The 21,162-nt window shown below is 35.9% G+C and carries 19 protein-coding genes and 1 riboswitch; of the genes, 15 read left to right on the forward strand and 4 right to left on the reverse strand.

Annotated elements, in window-relative coordinates; genetic code table 11:
- Window positions 1–3: 3 nt before the first annotated feature.
- The 3 genes from EZV73_RS12855 to EZV73_RS12865 all read left to right on the forward strand — a co-directional run bounded on the left by EZV73_RS12855 (window position 4) and on the right by EZV73_RS12865 (window position 3,048).
- On the forward strand, window positions 4–768 hold the full coding sequence (locus EZV73_RS12855; protein WP_240840734.1) for a DUF1295 domain-containing protein: 765 nt from the start codon (window positions 4–6) through the stop codon (window positions 766–768).
- Between the two features lie 2 nt (window positions 769–770).
- Window positions 771–1,151: a DUF2177 family protein gene (locus EZV73_RS12860; protein ID WP_240840735.1), complete on the forward strand. Its 381-nt coding sequence runs from the start codon at window positions 771–773 to the stop codon at window positions 1,149–1,151.
- 118 nt (window positions 1,152–1,269) lie between these two features.
- Window positions 1,270–3,048: a methyl-accepting chemotaxis protein gene (locus EZV73_RS12865; protein WP_240840736.1), complete on the forward strand. Its 1,779-nt coding sequence runs from the start codon at window positions 1,270–1,272 to the stop codon at window positions 3,046–3,048.
- 58 nt (window positions 3,049–3,106) lie between these two features.
- Here the strand turns inward: EZV73_RS12865 and pruA are convergent, their stop codons facing one another.
- Complete coding sequence (gene pruA / locus EZV73_RS12870; protein WP_240840737.1) at window positions 3,107–4,732, reverse strand: L-glutamate gamma-semialdehyde dehydrogenase; 1,626 nt, start codon at window positions 4,730–4,732, stop codon at window positions 3,107–3,109.
- A gap of 62 nt (window positions 4,733–4,794) precedes the next feature.
- Window positions 4,795–4,913: riboswitch (molybdenum cofactor riboswitch) on the reverse strand.
- A gap of 129 nt (window positions 4,914–5,042) precedes the next feature.
- Here pruA and EZV73_RS12875 point away from each other — a divergent pair.
- From EZV73_RS12875 to EZV73_RS12895, 5 genes are all read left to right on the forward strand, one after another.
- A complete protein-coding gene (locus EZV73_RS12875; protein WP_240840738.1) occupies window positions 5,043–5,783 on the forward strand; it encodes a CPBP family intramembrane glutamic endopeptidase in 741 nt (246 codons plus the stop codon).
- Window positions 5,783–6,487, forward strand: coding sequence for a bifunctional 2-polyprenyl-6-hydroxyphenol methylase/3-demethylubiquinol 3-O-methyltransferase UbiG (locus tag EZV73_RS12880; RefSeq protein WP_240840739.1), 705 nt, complete (start codon window positions 5,783–5,785; stop codon window positions 6,485–6,487). Before EZV73_RS12875 ends, EZV73_RS12880 begins: the two co-directional genes overlap by 1 nt.
- Window positions 6,488–6,534: 47 nt before the next feature.
- A complete protein-coding gene (locus EZV73_RS12885) occupies window positions 6,535–7,284 on the forward strand; it encodes a MerR family transcriptional regulator (RefSeq protein ID WP_240840740.1) in 750 nt (249 codons plus the stop codon).
- A 114-nt stretch (window positions 7,285–7,398) separates the two neighbouring features.
- Complete coding sequence (locus EZV73_RS12890) at window positions 7,399–8,148, forward strand: hypothetical protein (RefSeq protein ID WP_240840741.1); 750 nt, start codon at window positions 7,399–7,401, stop codon at window positions 8,146–8,148.
- Window positions 8,145–8,447 (forward strand): PadR family transcriptional regulator, encoded by a 303-nt coding sequence (locus EZV73_RS12895; RefSeq protein WP_240840742.1) that lies wholly within the window; start codon window positions 8,145–8,147, stop codon window positions 8,445–8,447. Before EZV73_RS12890 ends, EZV73_RS12895 begins: the two co-directional genes overlap by 4 nt.
- Before the next feature lie 22 nt (window positions 8,448–8,469).
- Here EZV73_RS12895 and EZV73_RS12900 read toward each other — a convergent pair whose 3' ends face one another.
- The gene (locus EZV73_RS12900) at window positions 8,470–9,147 is read right to left on the reverse strand and encodes an SOS response-associated peptidase (RefSeq protein ID WP_240840743.1); all 678 of its coding nucleotides are present in this window, start codon (window positions 9,145–9,147) and stop codon (window positions 8,470–8,472) included.
- A gap of 1 nt (window position 9,148) precedes the next feature.
- Window positions 9,149–11,875, reverse strand: coding sequence for a UPF0182 family protein (locus EZV73_RS12905; protein ID WP_240840744.1), 2,727 nt, complete (start codon window positions 11,873–11,875; stop codon window positions 9,149–9,151).
- A 69-nt stretch (window positions 11,876–11,944) separates the two neighbouring features.
- Between EZV73_RS12905 and EZV73_RS12910 the strand changes: the two genes are divergently transcribed.
- Window positions 11,945–13,342 carry an NAD(P)/FAD-dependent oxidoreductase gene (locus EZV73_RS12910; protein WP_240840745.1) on the forward strand — a complete coding sequence of 466 codons (1,398 nt, stop codon included), beginning with the start codon at window positions 11,945–11,947 and terminating at the stop codon, window positions 13,340–13,342.
- Between the two features lie 141 nt (window positions 13,343–13,483).
- Window positions 13,484–15,700 (forward strand): S-layer homology domain-containing protein, encoded by a 2,217-nt coding sequence (locus EZV73_RS12915; protein ID WP_240840746.1) that lies wholly within the window; start codon window positions 13,484–13,486, stop codon window positions 15,698–15,700.
- Between the two features lie 26 nt (window positions 15,701–15,726).
- Here EZV73_RS12915 and EZV73_RS12920 read toward each other — a convergent pair whose 3' ends face one another.
- Window positions 15,727–16,167, reverse strand: coding sequence for a hypothetical protein (locus EZV73_RS12920; RefSeq protein WP_240840747.1), 441 nt, complete (start codon window positions 16,165–16,167; stop codon window positions 15,727–15,729).
- Between the two features lie 70 nt (window positions 16,168–16,237).
- On the opposite strand from EZV73_RS12920, the gene EZV73_RS12925 reads away from it, so the two are divergent.
- The 5 genes from EZV73_RS12925 (at window position 16,238) to EZV73_RS12945 (ending at window position 21,105) form a co-directional block, all read left to right on the forward strand.
- The gene (locus EZV73_RS12925; protein ID WP_240840748.1) at window positions 16,238–17,350 is read left to right on the forward strand and encodes a helix-turn-helix transcriptional regulator; all 1,113 of its coding nucleotides are present in this window, start codon (window positions 16,238–16,240) and stop codon (window positions 17,348–17,350) included.
- A 57-nt stretch (window positions 17,351–17,407) separates the two neighbouring features.
- A complete protein-coding gene (locus EZV73_RS12930; protein ID WP_240840749.1) occupies window positions 17,408–18,055 on the forward strand; it encodes an isochorismatase family cysteine hydrolase in 648 nt (215 codons plus the stop codon).
- Window positions 18,052–19,431: a nicotinate phosphoribosyltransferase gene (locus EZV73_RS12935; protein ID WP_240840750.1), complete on the forward strand. Its 1,380-nt coding sequence runs from the start codon at window positions 18,052–18,054 to the stop codon at window positions 19,429–19,431. Before EZV73_RS12930 ends, EZV73_RS12935 begins: the two co-directional genes overlap by 4 nt.
- Before the next feature lie 91 nt (window positions 19,432–19,522).
- Entirely contained in the window at window positions 19,523–20,380 is an 858-nt protein-coding gene (locus tag EZV73_RS12940; protein WP_240840751.1) for an AraC family transcriptional regulator, read from the forward strand.
- A gap of 107 nt (window positions 20,381–20,487) precedes the next feature.
- Entirely contained in the window at window positions 20,488–21,105 is a 618-nt protein-coding gene (locus EZV73_RS12945; RefSeq protein WP_240840752.1) for a bifunctional 2-polyprenyl-6-hydroxyphenol methylase/3-demethylubiquinol 3-O-methyltransferase UbiG, read from the forward strand.
- Window positions 21,106–21,162: the final 57 nt, after the last annotated feature.

Consider the following 21,162-nt stretch of genomic DNA (forward strand, 5'->3'; position numbering starts at 1 on the left):
ACCGTGAATGTATTTTATGAAATGCTTCTTGTCTTAAGTATTTACTATTTTATATTATTTGTTATTGGACAAGTGGTTAAAAACAATTCAATTGTTGATATTGCGTGGGGGTTTGGTTTTGTAGTCCTAGCATGGCATACCTACATTAGGGGGAGTCAGTCCATGAGTGGCCTACTTGCAACTCTACTGGTAAGCATTTGGGGCTTAAGGCTCAGCTACCATATTGGTAAAAGGAACATAGGTAAACCTGAGGACTTTCGTTATCAGAATTTTAGAAAGCAGTGGGGAGATAAGTTTCCAAGAGTAAAAGCATTTTTCCATGTGTATGCTTTGCAAATGGTCATAATGATAATGATTTCGACATCTTATACCATCAATAACATCTTTAATAAGACTTCTAATAATCCTCTCATGATACTTGGACTTATTGTTTGGCTAACCGGCTTTTACTTTGAAGCCCTTGCAGATTATCAACTTAAAAAGTTTGTATCTGATAAATCTAATAAAGGAAAATTGATGGTAACAGGTCTTTATAAGTATTCTAGGCACCCCAACTATTTTGGCGAAGCTTTATTATGGTGGGGCATATACTTAATTGGTTTCCAACCGAATACTTGGTGGACTGTCTTAGGACCACTGACTATAACCATTACCATTCGCTTTGTATCTGGCGTACCTATGCTGGAAAAGAAATATATGAAAAGAGAAGATTTTAGGGCTTATGCAGAAGTGACAAATATTTTTGTCCCTTGGTTTAGAAAGGATTAGTTATGAAAACTTATCTGATTACATTTCTTGTTTTTATTGGTGTTGACATGATCTGGCTGGTACTTGTTGCCAGAAAATTTTATCAAAATCAAATTGGCTTTATTATGAGAAGCCCTCCTAATTGGTATGCAGCCCTCTTGTTTTATGCAATTTTTATTTTTGGACTGATTCATTTTGTCATCAATCCAGGACTTGAGGCCGAATCCCTTAAAAAAGTGATTATAAATGGCCTTCTCTTTGGCTTGATTACCTATACAACATACGACCTTACCAATATGGCTACATTAAAAGATTGGCCTCTTACGGTGACTGTCGTAGATATGATTTGGGGTACATCACTGGGTGGCTTGGTATCTACCATATCTTTTTTGATCTTAAAATAAAAAAATAGTTTTATCAACAAACTTTCTGGGTGTAAATACTTTACGTTTAAATGTTTACAAATACTTTTATATAAGAGATAATATTTAAGCAGAAATATGTTTAGATTTGGGAGGAGTTATGAGAAAAATAGGGTCAAAAATTTTTCTAGCAGTTATTATCAATACTTTGATATTAGCACTTGTTTTATCGGGGGTATTTTACTTTTCATTAAGTAGAAACACAGATCAGTTGATTGACTTGTTGTCACATCAATTGTATTTGGATTATGATAACGCTATAAAACACGAAGTAGAGGCTGTTGTTAGTTCACTAGACGCAGTCCAAAATTCAGCTAAGGCAGGTCAGTTGACTGCATCAGAAGCTGAAAAATTATCAGCAGATATCATCAGATCTGCCAAGTACGGCGACGGTGGTTATTTCTGGGCCGACACACTAGATGGTACCAATGTTGTACTACTAGGACGTGAAGACGTAGAAGGTACCAACCGTATGGGCTTGACGGATAAAAATGGTACCAAAATCATTGAAGAGTTCGCAGCTATTGTCAAGGCGGATGGCGCTGGTTATCTGGATTATTATTTTCCAAAGCCAAATGAAGAAGAGGCCTCAAGAAAAAGAGGATATATCTATCTTTATGAGCCGTATGGTTGGATGATTGGTACAGGCAATTATGTAAGTGATATTGAAGAAATCATAGAGTATGAAAAAGAAGAAGCTGGTAAGCTTATGAGAAACTCTTTGATAACAATGTTTGTAGTTACTGTAATTGTTGTATTAGTTGCTGTTGTTTTATCGCAATTATTTGGCTTAACCATCACTAAGCCGATTAAGAAGTTAACCAAATTAGTCAATAAGACATCTGATTTAGATATCAGCCATGATTCTAGAGATGAAGACATCTTAAAGGTAAAAGATGAAACGGGTGTTATGGCCAAAGCTGTTTTAGATTTAAGAGGTAATATTAGAAATATCATCAGCATACTTCAAAATGATGCCAGTCTTCTAGACCAAACATCGACACAGTTACATTCTATTGTCCAAGATGGCTTGCAGGGTACTGAAGCGGTTAACACAACTGTAGACGAGTTTGCCAATGGTGCTACTGAACAAGCGGGTGAAGCACAAGTTGCTGCTGAAAAGATGCATATGCTTGCTGAAGACATCAAAGCCAGTGTAACGAAATCAGATTCTATTTCTGAAAGTGTTAAGGAAGTGAATGAAAAGAATAAAAATGGTGTTGTGATTGTTGGTCAATTAACTGAACAGTTTGAAGTAACCAAGTCATCAACAGATCGTTTGAACGATAATGTTGCTATGTTGTCAAAAACGTCATCACAGATTACAGAAATCACGTCAACCATTCAGGCGATTGCAGAACAAACCAACTTACTTGCTTTAAATGCAGCTATAGAGGCAGCTAGAGCGGGTGAAGCGGGTAGAGGTTTTGCAGTTGTTGCAGAAGAAATCAGAAAGCTTGCAGAACAAACATCACATTCAACGAGTGAAATTGAAGAAATTGTCGGTGAAATTACGAAAGAAATTGATTTGACCATGGACAATATGTCGTCTTCAAAAGATGCAGTTACTGCTTCTGATACCTTTGTAAAAGATGTAGGTGAGTCTTTTGAAGGTATCCAAAAGGCTATCGATTCAACCTTCTATGATTTACAGGACTTGATTGAAAGCATTAGAAACGTAGATGAAAATAAGGCAGTTGTACTTAATGCCATTGAAGGTATATCAGCAATTACTGAAGAAAATGCTGCAAGCAGTGAAGAAATTTCTGCTACTATGGCGACTCAGGCAGAGTTGATGAAGAGTATTTCTGAACAGTCTGAGCATGTGAATGAAGTTACGATTAAGCTTCATGAAATCATCAATAGATTCAAAGTATAAAAATGAAACTTCCAAGTGTGTGCTTGGAAGTTTTTTTATAAGAAAATAGAAGATTTTATTACTCTGACATAAATGGATACTCATATGTCGTTGGTGATGAGAAGTTTTCTTTGACCACTCTGGTATTGATCCAGCGCATAAGGTTTTGCTTTGATCCAGCCTTGTCGTTGGTACCGGAGGCACGTGAACCGCCAAATGGCTGCTGCCCTACAACTGCACCAGTCGGTTTATCATTGATGTATAGGTTGCCAGCTGCCTTCTTTAAATGGTTTTCCATGGTTAAAAGCACATCTCTATCTTTTGCGAAAATAGCTCCTGTTAAGGCATAAGGGGAGCTTGACTCACATAGGTTCAGTGTTTGGATAAAGTCCTCATCTTTATAAACATACACGGTTAGGACTGGTCCGAATATTTCTTGAACCATGGTTGCAGAATCGGGTGTAAATGACTGGATGATCGTCGGTTCTACAAAATAACCAACTTTGTCATCACATGAACCGCCAAATAAAAGTTCTGAATCACTGGATGTTTGCGCTTTTTCTATATAGCCTTTGATTCTGTCAAAAGACCTCTTATCAATAACAGCATTCACAAAGTGTTTGAAGTCGTCAATTGGACCATAAGTGAGCTGAGATGTCATCTTCAGTAATTTGTCTTTTACTTGAGGCCATATGGACTCAGGAATATAGGTTCTTGCTGCTGCAGAACATTTTTGTCCTTGATACTCAAATGCACCTCTTACTAGGGCAACTACCAGTGTATCAATGTCAGCTGAATGATGAGCAAATACAAAGTTTTTACCACCCGTTTCTCCAACTATTCTTGGGTATGATCTGTAAGTGGGTAATTTTTTAGCAATCTCCAACCAGATGTTTGAGAAAACAGATGTAGAACCTGTATAATGAAAACCTGAAAACTCGGGATGATCAAGAACGGCATCTGTAATACTTTGAGATGGACCAGGTACAAAGTTGATCACACCTTTTGGCATGCCAGCTTCCTCTAATAGCTTCATGATCATGTAATTGGAGTATACAGCTGTAGAAGCAGGCTTCCATAAAACAACATTGCCACAAAGAGCAGGGGCACAAGCCAGGTTACCACCTATAGATGTAAAGTTAAATGGTGAGACTGCATAGATAAAACCGTCTAATCCAGTATATTCAACTCTGTTCCAAGTTTCTTTTGTTGATAAGGCTTGATCTCTTAAGATATTTTCCATGAAGTGGACGTTAAACTTAAAGAAGTCAATCAACTCACATACCACATCAATTTCAGCTTGATGAGGATTTTTACTCTGTACAAGCATGGTAGCAGCATTCATTTTATATCGCCATGTAGTAGAAAGTAGCTCTGCAGCTTTTAGAAATATGGAAGCCTTGTGTTGAAAGGGCATCTTTTCCCATGATGCCTTGGCTTCTAAGGCAGCTTCAATGGCCATGGCAACTTCCTCTTGACCAGCCTGGTGATAGTGACCGATGCTGGTTTGATGATCATGGGGTAAGATGCAAGCTTTTGTTGAGCCTGTTCGGATTTCTTTACCACCTATAATAAGTGGTATGTCAAGAAAGTCGTTTTTTAGCTCTTCTAAAGCTTCTTCTAGTAAGTGGCGGTCTAGAGAACCCGCTTCATAGGTTCTGACTGGTTCGTTTTTAGGTTTTCTTACCTGATAAATTCCGTTCATAATTCTCCTCTCCAAAAAAAATAGACGTAAAACGTCCGTATTCGAAAAAGGCATAGTCATAACTAGGCTTATTTATACTTTCTTTTCAAACACGGAAGGCTTAACCATTTCTAATTAAACCCATCGATTTTTAAACCATAGCTAAAACCTTAGGTCTAAAAACTCGAAAATATTTACTAGTATTAAATTAATTAACACAATCATCTTAATCGTTATTAAATCTTATGTCAATAGCCTATAGATATTAAGAAAATTTATTATATTTCAAATTTTCTGATATTTGGTTTAAAATTGTATTAAAGGAGTGCATATGAAAAGATCACATTTATTTATTATTGTAACACTTGTTCTCACATGGCTTTTATGGTTACCTGCAGTTTTAAATCAGCATATGGATGTGGCTGAACCCTTTATGTTAATAAGTATGTTTGCAAATATGGTGCCGTCAGTTGTCGGAATTGTATTTTTAAACAAGTATCATAAGGGTTGGCATAAGAAGCGTTTGAAGCTAAAAATCAATTGGCTGATCGCTTTGATTATGATTACTTACATCCCACTTCAGGGACTCATGTCTTTTCTTTTGACAAAGGGAATTGATACAAATTTTACTGCCAACATAGCTTTGGGCAACATCGTCATGTTCATCCCGATTATTTTTATTGGTGGCCCACTGGGAGAAGAGTTTGGCTGGCGTGGCTATCTACAGAATGAGCTGACCAAGAAACATATCTATAGGGGCACCTTAATCTTGGGTCTGGTATGGTCTTTATGGCATTTACCTCTTTTCTTTATGGAAGGAACGGTTCAAAGTCATATACCTTTTTATCAATTTGTCCTTCAAAATACCCTGTATGCATTCTATTACACATGGTTTTATAGAAGAACACATGGCAGTATCGTATGGATGATTTTATTCCATGCCATAGCCAATACCACTTCTGCAATATTTCCGTATTGGCAGAGCAACATTGGTCGCTGGATAGGCTTTATCATCTTATTGGCATGTTATTTGTTGTTACCTAAAAAAGAGATGTTGGTGGAGGAAAATTAGTGAAGAGATTAAAAGAGATATTAGATAGGACTAGAGATGCAAGTATTTTAGATATTGGTACGGGTTCGGGACAATTTGTTAGTATGATAAAAGAAACTTGTAACCACTACAAGTCAATTTTGGGAATCGATACGCTGGAAAGGGCAATTGAAGCTGCTAATCAAAAGAATGAGGATGAAAGGGTAAGTTTTGAAGTAAGAGATGTGATGGACATGGATGCGTCCTTTGATATTGTATGTTTGTCGAACTCCTTACATCACTTTGAAGATCCATATATTATTATAAATAAGATGGTAGATCTTCTTAAGCCAGGTGGTAAAATCATCATCCAAGAGATGTATAAGGACTTTCAAACAGATAAGCAGATGTCTCATGTTCATTTGCATCATTTCTGGGCAAAGGTAGATAGGATGACTGGTAATGTACATAATGATACCTTTGATAAAAAGACCATTATCGATTATACATCACATAAAGATTTGAAGTTTATAGATGCTTGGGATGTAGTCTTTGAAGACAAACATGTTTTTTCTCAAGAGGACTTTGACTTTTTAAAATCATCTATTTATAACTCCTTAAAGAGAATTGAGGACCATGAGTCTTACACTCAAATGAAAGAACTGGGTATAAGCATAGAGAAGCGATTAGACGAACATGGTTTTGATTTAGCGACAGAATTAATGATTGTTCTAGAAAAGTGTTGACCTTCACGTTACGTCATGGCTTATAGTCTTAACTGAGGAGGACGATGATGTATACCATAAAAAAGTTAGCCAGCCTGGCCCAGATAAGTACACGTACGCTGAGGTATTATGATGAAATCAATTTGTTAAAGCCTTCCTCTTATAGTGAATCAGGTTACAGATTATACGATGAAGCTTGTGTAGACCTTTTACAACAGATTATGTTTTATAAGGCCATGGGTTTGTCTCTTACAGAGATAAAGACATTGGTTTTAAGTAAAGATTTTAATCCGGAAGAAACTTTACTTGAACATAGAAGAAAGCTTCAAGAGGAACTAGTTCGTATATCTGACTTGATAGAAAACATCGATAAGACATTGATGCATAAGAAAGGAGACTATATTATGACAGATCAAGAAAAATTTGAAGGTCTAAAAGAAAAGATGATAGAAGAAAATGAAGAAAAATACGGCAAAGCAGCTAGAGACCTATATGGACATAAGGTGGACATGGCTAATGAAAAGCTTAGAAAGATGTCAAAAGAAGAGATGGATGACCATGAAAGACTGACAAGTCAGATGCATGAAACTTTCGTGAAGGCAATGGAAGAAAATGATCCATCAGGAAGTCTTGCCATGACAGCATGTGACATGCATAAAAAGTGGCTGATGACCTACTGGACAGACTACTCGAAAGAAGCCCACTTAGGCCTTGTTGCCATGTATGTCAATGATGAGAGATTCACAACTTACTATGATAAAATAAAAAAAGGCTTGGCAGATTTTATCCTGCAAGCCATGAAGGTATATTTAAAGTAACTATGAAGACTGTTCAAAAATGAGCAGTTTTTTCTTGTATGTCTATTGATTATTAGTCAGTAGGTGATATACTGAAAATAGCTAGTGATTATTAGTCAGTAGAGAGGAGGATGTATGGAAAAGAGATATATGTTAAAACTGAAGCTACTGTTATATATCTTATACGATAGACAAGAGATCAATGAAATTGTAGAAGATTACAAAAGCATTTTCAAAGAGTCTAAAGAAGAAGGTTTATCGGATATACAGGTGATATCAAACTTAGGTAGACCTGTTAAGGCATTTCAAAACATTACATCGGAGAATCTTTTCTCCTTACTAAGACTAAGGTTATGGAAATTATTTGCCTATTTGATTAGTTTTATCTTGGGAGGTTCGTTTTTATATTCTGTAGAAGGCAGTATGGATTTACACATTTTAGCAATTGTGTTTCCTCTTGTGTCATCGATTTTATTGATGTCGGTACTTGATTTACATAATCGAAGGGTTGGTAGACTATTCTGGAGCGTACCTATTTTAAATATAATTATTATATTGTTTATGTCTTACAATGCTTTTCGATATTCGTCTGATCCTTATATTTTTGCACATCTAACTGAGCAACCATGGATATGGCTATTTAATGGTCCTTTACAAATATTTATATTTTATATGAATCTGTTTTATATTCTATATTACGTTTACCTTAATAAAGGTCTCTATATTCCAATTTGTGTTGGATCGATGTATTCTGTCTTGTATTTGTTTAGAAATTTAACAGATAGATTGGATCCGAGAAATTTTCATCTTTTAGTTATGGCTTCTGTGATTCCGTTAATCTTAGGTATCATTATATCTATGGTTTCTAAGAAGGTGATTAAATGAATGCTCAGTTGAAAAAAGGTGTCTTAGATCTATGCATGCTTAAAATAATTAAAAAGAAAGATTGTTATGGTTATGAAATTCTTAAAATGATGAAAACATATTTTCCAGAAGTGGATGAGAGTACCTTTTATTCTGTTTTAAGAAGACTTAACAAAGATGGTAGTACTGAAGTGTACACAGGAGAAGTTACAAAAGGACCAAAAAGGAAGTATTATAGATTAACAGAAATAGGTAAAGAGCGATTGGTCCAATATGAAAAGGAATGGAAGGCTCTTAATAAAATAATAGATGAAATCTAAAAACACACTGATGAGGTGTGTTTTATTGTATGCTCTGTATGCAGATTTCATCTTGATTTCTAACATTGTTGACGTAGTCGCTGACTTCATAGCAGGATAGATAGTCTTTGTGGATAGGTTTCATAAGATGCTGAAGTTCCTCAAAGGAAGTGGATTGATCTAACCAGAGCTTGGCATGCCTGTCATCGAGTATCACTGGCATTCTATGGTGAATGGGTGCCATGACTTCGTTGGCCTCTGTTGTGACGATAGAAAAGCCATACTCTTTACTGCCATCATCTAGATGTTGCGGCTGCCATATACCTGCTAGGGTAATCAGATTAAAGTCTTTTCTATGAAATAGAAAAGGCTTTTTTACTTCAGATCGTTTCCATTCATAAAAGCCATTACAGATAAGAAGACATCTTCTTTTAGAAAATGCTTCTCTGTAAGTGACTTTTTCATGAACCGTTTCGCTTCTAGCATTGATATACTTATAGCCGTCGTTCTGGTTCTTTGCATAGGATGGAATAAAGCGCCATTTTAAGTAACCTGATCGGTAGTCCCCATTGTGTTTGATGATGCTTAACATATCCTGACTGGGTCCTAGATTGTATCTGGGTACAAAGTCGTCTATGTTTAAATCATTAATGTCGTATTCTTCTGCTAAAATTTGTCTGATCATCTTTGCACTTAATGTTAAAATGACGCGTCCACACATGTTAATTTCCTTCTAAAATCTGATTTAATTGATTGAGTACCGACTCAATTTCTTCCATGTTAGACTTTGTATCATTAAACAATAAGGTCAGTTCTTGGATGAGTCTTTTAACTTCTGGTGATAACTCACTTGCATCAATGTCAATTGTAAAGGTTGATTGATCAAATACCTTCCTTAGGGCGGTATCTAAGTTTTCTTCCATGACAATGGTATCATTGTAAGCGACGATAACACGTTTCATTTCAGGTAATGAGTTAGGATTGTTGGCTTCTAAGTAGATCGGTTCAATGTATAAAAGTGAATCCTCTACTGGTACAACAATCATGTTACCTCTTAAGACATTGGATCCTTCTTGACCCCAAAGTGTAAATTGAGGTGAAATGGTTGAATCTTGATCAATTCTTGACTCAATCATCATAGGACCTTGAATGGTCTTGTCTTTTGGAAACTTGTATATATATAATTTACCATAATTGTCACCATCATTTCTAGCTACAAATAAAGAGGTCATATTGGCTTTCTCTTTAGGTGTATAAGGAACGATAAGGGCAAATTCTTCAGTTTCTGAATCCGGCAACTTAAACATAACATAGTTTGATTCTATTGGTTGATCAAGGTCAATGTACTTCTCATTGGCAATATCCCAAACATCTTCACCGTTATAGAATACTTCAGGATTGTCTACATGATATGATCTGTAAACAGAAGACTGAAGGTTAAAGAAGTCTTGAGGATATTTGATATGTGCCTTTAAGCCTGTAGGAAAATCCTCCATTGGCTTAAATAAGTCTGTAAAGATATCGTCATAAGCACTTGTAATAGGATCGTCTTCATCTATGATGTAAAAGTCAGTGGTACCATCATAAGCATCAACAACAACTTTAACAGAGTTTCTGATATAGTTAACAGGTTTGTTCTTAAAGGTTGTCAGCTGTGAATATGGGTAGTAGCGACTGGTTGTATAAGCGTCGATGATCCAGTAGAGGTGACCGTCCTCTTGGTTAAGAACCATATAAGGATTTTGGTCATACTCTAAAAACGGTGCAATTTTCTTTACTCTGTCTTGAATATTTCTGTATAAGATAATCTTACTTTCATCTGTAACAACAGATGAAACAAATAATTTCATACTGGACTCTCTAATAGAGAAGAGGAGTCTGTTGAAACCATTAAGTGATAAACCGGCGTCACCTTCATATCTCGTTGTTTTATTGTCTGATCCTGAAGGATAATCGAACTCATCTTCATTGGTGTTCACTACCACATATCTATCAGGGAGTTCACCAAAGTAGATTTCTGGACGGTTAACAACCAAGCTAGATTCACTTACCGGTGGTATGTTTTTCAGTAAGAGTTTTGGTTGACCTTCTTCAGTTACTTCGTTAACTGGTGACATAACGATACCATAACCATGGGTATACTTTAAGTGTTTGTTAATCCAAGTTTTAGCCTGTTCACTTAAGTTTTCCTGGTTGAGTTCACGGGCTGATATAAAGACTTGACGATACTCGCCATCGATCACATATCTGTCTAAGTCAAGGCCTTGGAAAGAGTAATACAGACGAATACCTTGAATTTGATTGTATGTCTGCTGCAAAGGTCTTGCATCATTGATACGGATGTTTTTAATGGTATTGTCATTTTCTAATATATCTTCCCATGTAAGGGTTTGTTCTAAAAGGAAATCTTCCTTTTTCACTTCTTCGAGGCCAAAAGCCTGCTGGGTATGCTCAATATTGTATTCTAGATATTCTTTTTCCTTGTTGATTTCATCTGGTTCAACAATAAGCTGTTGGACGATTAAGGCTGTTATGGAACCTATGATACCAATAGATACTAATACCACTGGCACGGCAATCGCCAATTTGGTTTTGCCTTTTAGCAGGGCAAATGCAAATAAGCCCGATGAAATTAGTGTTGCCACGCTTAAGACTCTGTATAAGATTAAAGTGACATGGATATCTGTATAAGATGCACCATAGGCAACCCCTCTTGTTGAGTACATAAGCTCATAACCTTTAAGGTAATATCTAAAGCTGAAGAGCAAGAGGGTAATGAGGCCAAGATAGGCGACTCTCTTGACTGCAGCTTTTGTGACTTCGTTTCTTAAAACTTCTGCTAACCTTTGTTGTGGGTTGATGTAGTGAATGTCTGCAGATTTGTTTTCAGCAGCATGCCTGATGGTCATGATGATGATAAAAAAGATGATGGTTACAAATACCAGCAAGAACATGATCATAATCAAACTTGCGAGTACTTGTTCATAAAACGGTAATTTAAATACATAAAAGCCTATATCTTTATTAAAGATTGGGTCTTTTATTCCGAATACTTCATGACTTAAAAATAGTCTCAGCTTAATCCAAATACTGTTGCTGATGATTAAACTTACAAAAAAACCGAAGATACTAGTAAAGGCGATCATAGCTCTATGAATATTTTTGTCTGCATTGGCATTATAAAATATATGGGCTGCATGATAATACTGTCTTTTTAACTGTTTAAGATAAACAAATAAACCTATTGCAATTAACAACGTTAAAGGCACAATTATTAAGACTTCAGTTTTTACTTTTACTAGAAATGTTTGAATGTAACTGTTAAATTTAAACCATTGATAATTTGTTATAAAATCTGTAAGTGATTTAAGGCCGCTAAAAAGGAAGCCAATTAGTAATAAGCCACCAAATCCGACCATGCTCCATTGATTACTTTTTCTTTGATCCATAAAACACCTCCAACTTATTATAAAAATACCCAGAGAATGATACAATAAACTAAGAGAAAGGGAGTTTTTATGTATGATTTTATAATTATTGGCGCTGGTGTCGTTGGCGCTGCCATAGCAAGAAGATTGAGTGCTTACGACTGTAAGCTTGCTCTGATAGAAAAAGAAGAGGATGTATCTTTAGGTGCATCTAAAGCCAACAGTGGTATTGTCCACGGTGGTTATGCCGGTAAATATGGTACTTTGAAAGGACAACTATGCATCAAGGGTAATCTCATGTTTGATAAGCTGAATGAAGAGCTTAACTTTGGCTTTAAGAGAATTGGTGGGATCGTACTAGGTTTTAGTGAAGATGATTTAGAGATTTTAAAGAAGCAACAGGACAATAGTATAAAAGTTGGTCAAACAGATATTAGAATGCTTTCTAAAGAAGAGGTATATGATTTAGAACCAAATCTGGCTGAAGGTGTCACATGTGGTATGTATGTACCTTCTATTGGTATTACTTCTCCATATGAAATGACCATCGCACTCGTTGAAAATGCCCTAGATAATGGTCTTGACCTATTCTTGGGTCATGAAGTTAAAGAAATTAGCTGTAATGATCACTTTGTTGTAACAACCAACAAGGGCAGTCTAAAAGGTAAGTTTATCATCAATGCAGCCGGTCTTGGATCTGGATTAATTAATGATATGCTTGGCAATCATGAACTGACCATCCACCCTAGAAGGGGCCAGTATGTTTTATTTGGAAAAGATCAAAATAAGTTGAATCATGTGCTTTTTCAAACACCGACTGAAAAAGGCAAAGGGGTTCTTGTTACTCAGACTGTACATGGCAATCTTATGATAGGACCTGATGCAGAGGACTTGATGGATGAGGTATCAACAGATACATCAGAAGAAAGATTGAAAAATATTTTAAAGCTGGCAGAGAAAACATATGACGCCTTTAATGTAAAAAGAGCACTCACAACATTTTCTGGCATTAGAGCCATGAGCCACAATAAGGATTTTTTTATTAAATATGTTCATGATCATGCCATTACGGTGGGTGGTATTGATTCGCCAGGTCTTACATCATCGCCAGCCATTGCTGACTATGTACTAGACTTGATCTTAAGTAAACATGAACTAACACTAAAATCAGATTTCAATCCTATTAGAAATAGCTATTACAGCATTCCTAATGATCAAGTTATTTGCCTATGTGAACAACAAGGACAGTCTAGGATAGAAGCTTGTCTTGAGGGACCTATAGAAATCAAAACGACAGATGGCGTAAAAAGGCGCATTAGAGCTGGAATGGGTAACTGCCAAGGTAAAAGGTGTGAAGCTGGCGTTAGAAAAATGATTGCAGATCATCATCAAATGGATGAGAAAGATGTTTTAAAACGAACTGAAAGAAGGATGCCAAAGCGTGTGCCGATTGAAATGATTAGAAATTTTAATCTAGATTATAAGTAAAATCAAGGTTTAGTAAGAGATGATCGTGGATTTTGTTACCTGCCAAGTTTTAATGTCATGTGATTAAAGTTAATTAAAAAGGTCAAAATTGGGTATGAATAAATATGTGGAAAAAAACTCTTGAAGGATAGGGAGGTCCTGATGTTTCATAAGACTTTTAAGGTGGTATTGATACTGGTTATGATACTTGCGCTGAGTGTGACATCTTTTGCTGGTAACAATATCTGGGCGATTATAAGTGAAGCAGGTGAGTATGAACAAGCAGGTGAGCTTTCAAAGGCTTTACCTTTATGGCTTGACATTATTGCATATTTTGATGAGCAAGTTGCAGATGAAGGCAATCATACTAATTTAGCCATTTTTTCTAAGAAAGTTGGGCTTTACTATGACAGTGTCAAGCAGTATGATTTGGCTGTTCAGTATTATGAAAAAGAAAATGAACACTGGCTTGCTATAAACAAACCTTGGGGTGCCGAAGACATGCTGAGGGCTGATGAAATTAGAACCGTATTCGAGTATTACGTAGAAGTCGATACAAAAAAAGAGGCTTTAGAGAAGTATGAACCTGAGTCAGGTGTTTATCTGGGCATTTACTCAGAAAATGATAAAAAAATAGGTCAGGATTTTTCTCTTACAAAGGATGTCTATGGTGACCATGCCATGTACATTCTCTATCAAAACTGGAATCAATATATTTCTTATGGTTCAAAAGAATATGCCATTGACCTTAAGTTGGCTGAAAAGATGAAAGATCAAGGTGCTGGCTTTCATGTGGCTATGAATGCCATGTCTGGTTTAGACAGTGTTGTTGAAAATGACTGGATTATTCAGTGGGCAAAAGAAGCGGAAGCACTTGATATGCCAATCTTCTTAAGATTTTTAGGGGAAATGAATGGTGACTGGGTACCTTGGAATGGTAATCCTGAGCTCTATAAAGAAAAGTTTAAACTTGTTCATGACATTATGGATCAATATGCCCCTAATGTTGTTATGGTTTGGACGCCGAATGATGTGCCTGTAGAAGATCCAAATGGCATTAGAATAGAAGATTATTATCCTGGTGATGAATATGTAGACTGGGTTGGCGTCAACTTCTATACGGATTTTTATAACAGTGGTAACACCGAGGGTCCAAACAACATGCTTGCAAATCCCTTATCAAAACTGGATTATGTATATGATTTATATGCTGATAAAAAGCCAATTATGATTGGTGAAACTGGGATTGCTCATTTTTCAATTCCAAACCAAATGGATTTGACAACTTGGGCAAATGCAAATCTTAAAAAGTTTTATGCCCAGCTACCGATTAAGTATCCTAGAGTGAAAGCCATTAACTATTTTTCTTTAAATCAAGCCAATGACAACTACCTTGTCGGCAACAGGTGGTCCAATTATGCTTTATCAGAAAATGAAGTCATTCAAGAAACTTATAAAACTTTGATAGACAATCCTTATTATCTTGGAAATATGGAAGAAAGTTATGACAAAACTTATGTAGAAATGCCTGTTCATGAAATGAAAGAACAGGAGGCTGTAACTTTTTATATTAAGATCACAGACTTTACTATTTCAAAAGTTGAGTTTTATGGTAATGGTGTTTTACTAGAAACGGATACCGAGTTACCATTTAGCTTGGAAACTGATTTTTCTAAGATTGACGAGCTGACGCTTAAGGTTTACGATTTTAAAGGTCTCCTTTCTTCTGAACGAGTATTAGATTTAAATGCTCCAGCACCTCAAGAAGAAACACCACAAGGCAAGATTGTCTTTTATGAGCCTTTTGTTGAGGGCTATGATGATATGAGTTTTAGACCTAATCAAGCGATAACCCGTGCAGAACTTGCAGCCATGTTATCAAGAGTAATTGGCGGAGAAGAAAAAGACTATCCTGTAGCTTTTAACGATTTAGAGGATCACTGGTCAAATCATCATGTGGCTAAACTTTCTGAGCTAGGTATTATCAGTGGTTATGAAGATGGTACTTTTAGACCGGATCAAAGGGTTACGAAATCAGAACTGGCTGCAGTCTTTGCAAATTATGTTTATTATGCAAACAAGCCTTACGTAAGTTTCTATAGTCAATCTATCAATGATTTAGATGACAACCACTGGGCGGTTTATGCAATTAGAAAGTTTGTTGATACAGAGATATTCAAGCTAGAAGATATGAACTTTAATCCTGAAGATAATGTTTTAAGAAAAGATGTTGTATATATGCTCAATCGATTATCTGGTAGAACGGTTGAAGGTGGAGACACTGACTTTATTGATCTTGATATGGACCATGACTACTACGATGAAATCAGAGCGGCAACCACAAGACAAGTGAAGAAGTATGATCTAAATGATCAATAAAAAAGAGACTGTGAGCAATCACAGTCTTATATTTTATCTAATTCAGATGCCGCGTATGAACGGTTGCCTTCATCTTCGATAAATGGCAGGCCATCATAAGCTTTCTTTTTGTAATCTTCCCATTTGCTATCACCAAGAAGTTTATAAGCATTAGCCATAGCTTCATAAGCAAATACTAAATCGAAATCTTTGATGTCATTATCTATACAAATCTTTAAACAAGCATTGGCATGATAAAGTGCTTGCTCACCTTTTCCAAGTAAGAAGTAAACTTTTGAGATTTGCCATTCACCTCTTTCGAAGTTAAGTGGTTCACCTACTTGACCCCATAAAAATCTAGAAGCATGTGCTGTATGAATCATGTTCAAGTCGTCTTCCGCGCTGCGATCTGTCATATCGATATAGTCCCATGTTTTGTTAAAACAATCAATGGCTTGTTTCTTTTGAAATTCTTTTAAGTTTTCCATAATGTCCTCCTCCGTAATTTAATTCTATATGTGTTATAATAAAAAAGCAATGGACATGAATGGACATGGGATGGAAACATATAAAATAGATAAAAATAAATTAAAAGAAAAAATTGAATATACAGGGATGAAACAGTCTTTACTTGCTCATAAAGTCGGTGTCAGTGAAAAGACCATATCTCGCTGGGTAACTGGCAAGGTCTTTTTTGTTAAGTATCATAATTTAGAAGCCTTAAGTCACGCCCTTAATTGTCATAAAGATGATCTTTTAGAGGACAGAGATACTGGCCTTATTCACACACTTATTGAAGAAGAACTTCTGGAAAAACTATCACCATATGATAATTTCGAGATGGTTGAACAGATATTTCTGCATGCCTTCAACGACAGACTAGATGAAAAGACAAAGTGTAGGGCTTATTTGGTGCTTGCTAATGCCAATTGGAAGAACAAGAAATACCCACTTGCACTTTCTTATTTAGACAAGGTTTCTAAGTGTGCTGAATCTTTAAAAGATGAGAGCATCTGGTTTGAATACTACTATCAATTGGGTACAATAGAATCAATTAAAGGAGAACAGAAGTCCTATGAAACTTTAGTTAAAGCCTTTGACTTAAGAGCGCATGCTAGGTCACCTCTTCTAATTGGTAAGCTTTCAAATAATCTATCTATGATGTATAGGGAGATGGGGGACTTGGAAATGGCCTTAAGTTACATGGAGGAAGCTTATCGCTATTTCGAAATTGCAGAGAAATACTATAATTTAAGTATTGCCTGTCAAGGTATGATGACCATTTATAATGAGCTGAAGGCTTATGAACAAGTTCTCAAGTATGGTCAACTTGGTAAGTATTTTTCTAATAAGGCATCTTATGATCAAGGATACGACAATGTACTCTTATATGAAATCCTAGCCTTGTTTGAACTGGATAGACCTATATCGGATGAACATAAGGCTGTTTTAAGAAAAGTGACAAAAGGTGACTACAAGGACTATTTTGTTTTGGAGTTTGTCTTTATCTACATGATTAGATCCAAGATGGATTATCTTGATTTGTTTGTAATGTATAAAGAGCATTTGCCAATTTTCGTCAAGGCTATGGTATATAAAGAAATGGGGAAAAAAGAAGAGGCCAATGAAATTTTTAAAGCTTTATCTTTCGAAAAAAGATTTATAAATTAAATATTGATTTCTACACTTAAGAGGTCTAGAATGGTTATTGTATAGAAAAGAGGAAATATGGATAAATATAAGCTATACGAAGAGAGTAAGTTGGTTATAGATTCAATGATGTCACCAAGTGAACCCTTGTCTTCGCTTGAATGGGACTTATCGAAAACTGCTGTTATCGTAGTAGATATGATCAATGGTTTTGCAAAAGCGGGTGCACTTTATTCTGATAGGGTGGAAGGCATTATAAAAAACAACCTTAAAGTCTTAGAGACTTATCCTTGTGACCATATTTTCTTATGTGATCATCATCCTGATCATGCAGAGGAGTTTAAGGTGTTTCCAGCTCACTGCATGCATGGTACATCAGAAGTAGAAGTTGTAGATGAACTTAAGAAATACAGTGAAAAAGGTCAGGTGATTTTTAAGAACTCTACCAATGGCTTTTTAGAACCAGAGTTTAGAAGTTGGCTAGAAAAGAGTGATAAAGAAGAGTTTATAATCACTGGCTGCTGCAGTGATTTATGTGTCATGCATTTTGCTTTGTCTTTAAAAACTCATTTTAATAGAATAAACAAGAAACATCAAATCGTCGTTGTAGAAAATGCAATCGACACATATGATATAAGTGCCATCCATCATCCTGGCGACTTTATGCATTTAATGTCTTTAAAGATGATGAAAGATAATGGTATCTTATTAAGGAGAATAGTATGACCTGGTACAACAAGAAAAGACTGTCTGTGGATACTTTTAAGATGACAGACGATATTATTACAAAATTAAGAGATGGTTGGTATTCTGATGAATATTTCAACAATACCATTCGTGTATTAAAAATGCGTGCAAACAATAAAATAGAGTTCGGTAACTACTCACATGATTTAGACAAGGTAGTAGATGTATCTGATCAAGTCAATGGTGATGTCTATGTAGAAATGCAGTTCTTTACTAGAAGAAAGCCTTTTTCAGTAGTGGCAGGCGTTGATGAAGCCCTTGCAATCCTTGAAGTGGCAACTGGTTATTATGAAGGTGACAAGTTCATCAATACCTTTGATCAATTAGAAATTGAAGCGGTTCATGATGGTACTTTGGCCCATTATGACGGTGATCCTCTCAATGTAGACCCTGTACTCATAGTAAGAGGTAGATACAGAGACTTTGGTCACCTTGAAACACCAATTCTTGGTGTCTTGAGTTTACCGACAAGAATAGCGACAAATACCTATAATGTATTAGAGGCTGCCAATGGTAAACCGGTGCTCTTTTTTCCAGCTAGATTTGACCATTATAAGATTCAGGCAGTTGGTGGTTATGCTTATCAAGTAGCACTTGAAAGATTCAACTTAGAACATAGACATTCACTGAGTCCATTTTTCTCGACAGGTGAGCAAAATGACTGGTGGGGTTCAGATAGGGCAAAAGGAACTATTTCTCATGCATCTATTGCATGTTTCTATGGTAACACGGCCATGACGATGCTTGCTTTTGCTGAGACAATTGGTACAGATACACCTAGAATTGCCTTAGTAGACTTTCATAATGATTGTATCAAGACAACTTATGAAGTCATTGACGCTATGTGGGAAAGATACTTTGATTTAATGAAATCAGGCCAGGAAGAAGAAGCTTTAAAGTATGTGCTTTATGGTGTTCGTCCAGACACAAGTGGTAATATGATGGATGCATCTATCGATCCACTTTATGATAAGAAACAAGACAATGGCGTTAACTTAAGACTTGTAAGAAACTTAAGATCAGCTATGGATACTTACTACCATACTTTAATAGAAAGAATGGATGAAGCAGACAAAGTTAAGTACAAGCAGCTTGCCAAAGACTACTGTAGAGGTATTAAGATTACAGTAACGGGTGGCTTTAACGTTAAGAAAATCAAGTACTTTGAAGAAGCGGGTGCACCTGTAGATTCATATGGTGTTGGCTCAAGCTTGTTATCAAATGCTTCAAGTGAAGGTACCAACAATGATTTTACAGCTGATATTGTTAAAGTAAAAATAGATGATGTTTACTATCCGCTTTCAAAAGTCGGTAGAGGTGTATGTAGCAACAAACATTTGATAAAGATTCAGTAGGTTAATCATTGATTAACCTCTCTTTTTTTGCACCATTAATAAGAGGAAACAATAAGTGAAATTATTTACACTGTATTTAAAGGAGGATCATATGGAGTGGTTGGATCGTTTTAACAAGGCCTTAGGATATATTGATGAAAATTTAGAGAATGATATCAGTCCTGAGCACTTGTCTCAGATAGCTTCTTGTTCAGTGTTTCACTTTAACAGGATGTTTTCTTATATTGTTGGCATGCCGCTTTCTCAGTATATTCGAAATAGGAAGATGACCGTAGCAAGTTTTGATCTGCAGACGACAGATATAAAGATAATTGATATAGCTTTAAAATACGGTTATGAATCCCCAACGGCCTTTAATCGAGCTTTTAAGAGTGTACATGGTATTGCACCTTCAAAGGCAAGAAAGAAAGGGATTCAATTAACTGCCTTTCCTCCAATGAGTTTAACACTGCATATAAAAGGAGAGGAAAAAATGAACTACAAAATTGAAAGCAAAGATGCATTTAGAGTTGTTGGTGTCAGCAAACATTACGAGATGAATCTTGAAGAGAACTTTAAAGAGGTACCGAAGTTCTGGCAAAAGACTATGATAACAGGAAAGATTCCTAAAATACTTAAGCTGAATGATATGGAGCCTAAAGCACTCCTGGGTGTTTCAACGTGCATGAATGGCAAAGACTTTGACTATTACATCGCTTCAGCTTCTAGCTTGGAAAAGCCTAGTAAGTTTTCTGAGTTTACAGTACCATCATGTACTTGGGGAATATTTGAATGTGTAGGTCCGCTTCCTAACTCTATCCAAGACTTACAAAAAAGGATTGTAACAGAGTGGTTACCGACTTCTGGCTATGAATATGCTGATGCACCAGATATAGAGGTTTATTTTGAAGGTGACCAGAAAAGTGCAGACTATGTCTGTGAAGTATGGATTCCTTTGGTTAAAAAGTAACTGATTTCTTATGAAGTCAGTTTTTTTCTAGGACTCAAATGATCATTAAAAAGTCAAGACTGTTTTCGATTGCTTATTAATGATACCGTTAATTGAGGGGGAATGATATGAATCCACATGAGAAAATATACAGAGAACTAAAAGAAGCTGGTCATGGAGGCTGGGGTGGTAAAAAGCATCAGGAGAGGCTTGACAGTCTTGATAGAAACTTAAACAGGCTTCTTGATTACCTACAGATCACATCTGGTAAGGTCCTTGAAATGGGATCTGGTGCAGGTGATGTATCTATATGGTTTAATAAAAGAGGTTATCAAGTAACGGGTGTTGAGATTTCTGAGACTGCAGTGGCATGGTCTAGAGAAAAAACGGATGGAAGTGTTGATTTCATTTGCTCAAGTGTAACGGAAGAAGATTTGCTTATGAATCAAACTTTTGATTTGATTGTTGATGGCAACTGTTTGCACTGTTTGTTTGATGAGGATAGACATAAATTTTATTCAAATGTCAAAAGACTCTTAAAAGCTGACGGCTACTTCTATATTTCTTCTGCAATTGCCAACAATGAAGGGGAGACAGCTGTAATTGGTCCTCTAGACAGGTGTTTTGTGACAGAAGATCATTTAAAGAAGGAACTTTCAAGTCATAGTTTAATATGTATCAAGTCCTGGTTAAATGTACATGAAAAATACAGTCATTTTTATGGTGTTTTTAAACATAAAGCATAATTTGAGTTTATACTTAAATAATATAGACGAATTGCGTTTTTAATTGTACAATGACCT

The sequence above is a fragment of the Acidaminobacter sp. JC074 genome (assembly GCF_022496765.1).
Taxonomy (GTDB): Bacteria; Bacillota; Clostridia; order Peptostreptococcales; family Acidaminobacteraceae; genus JABXKX01.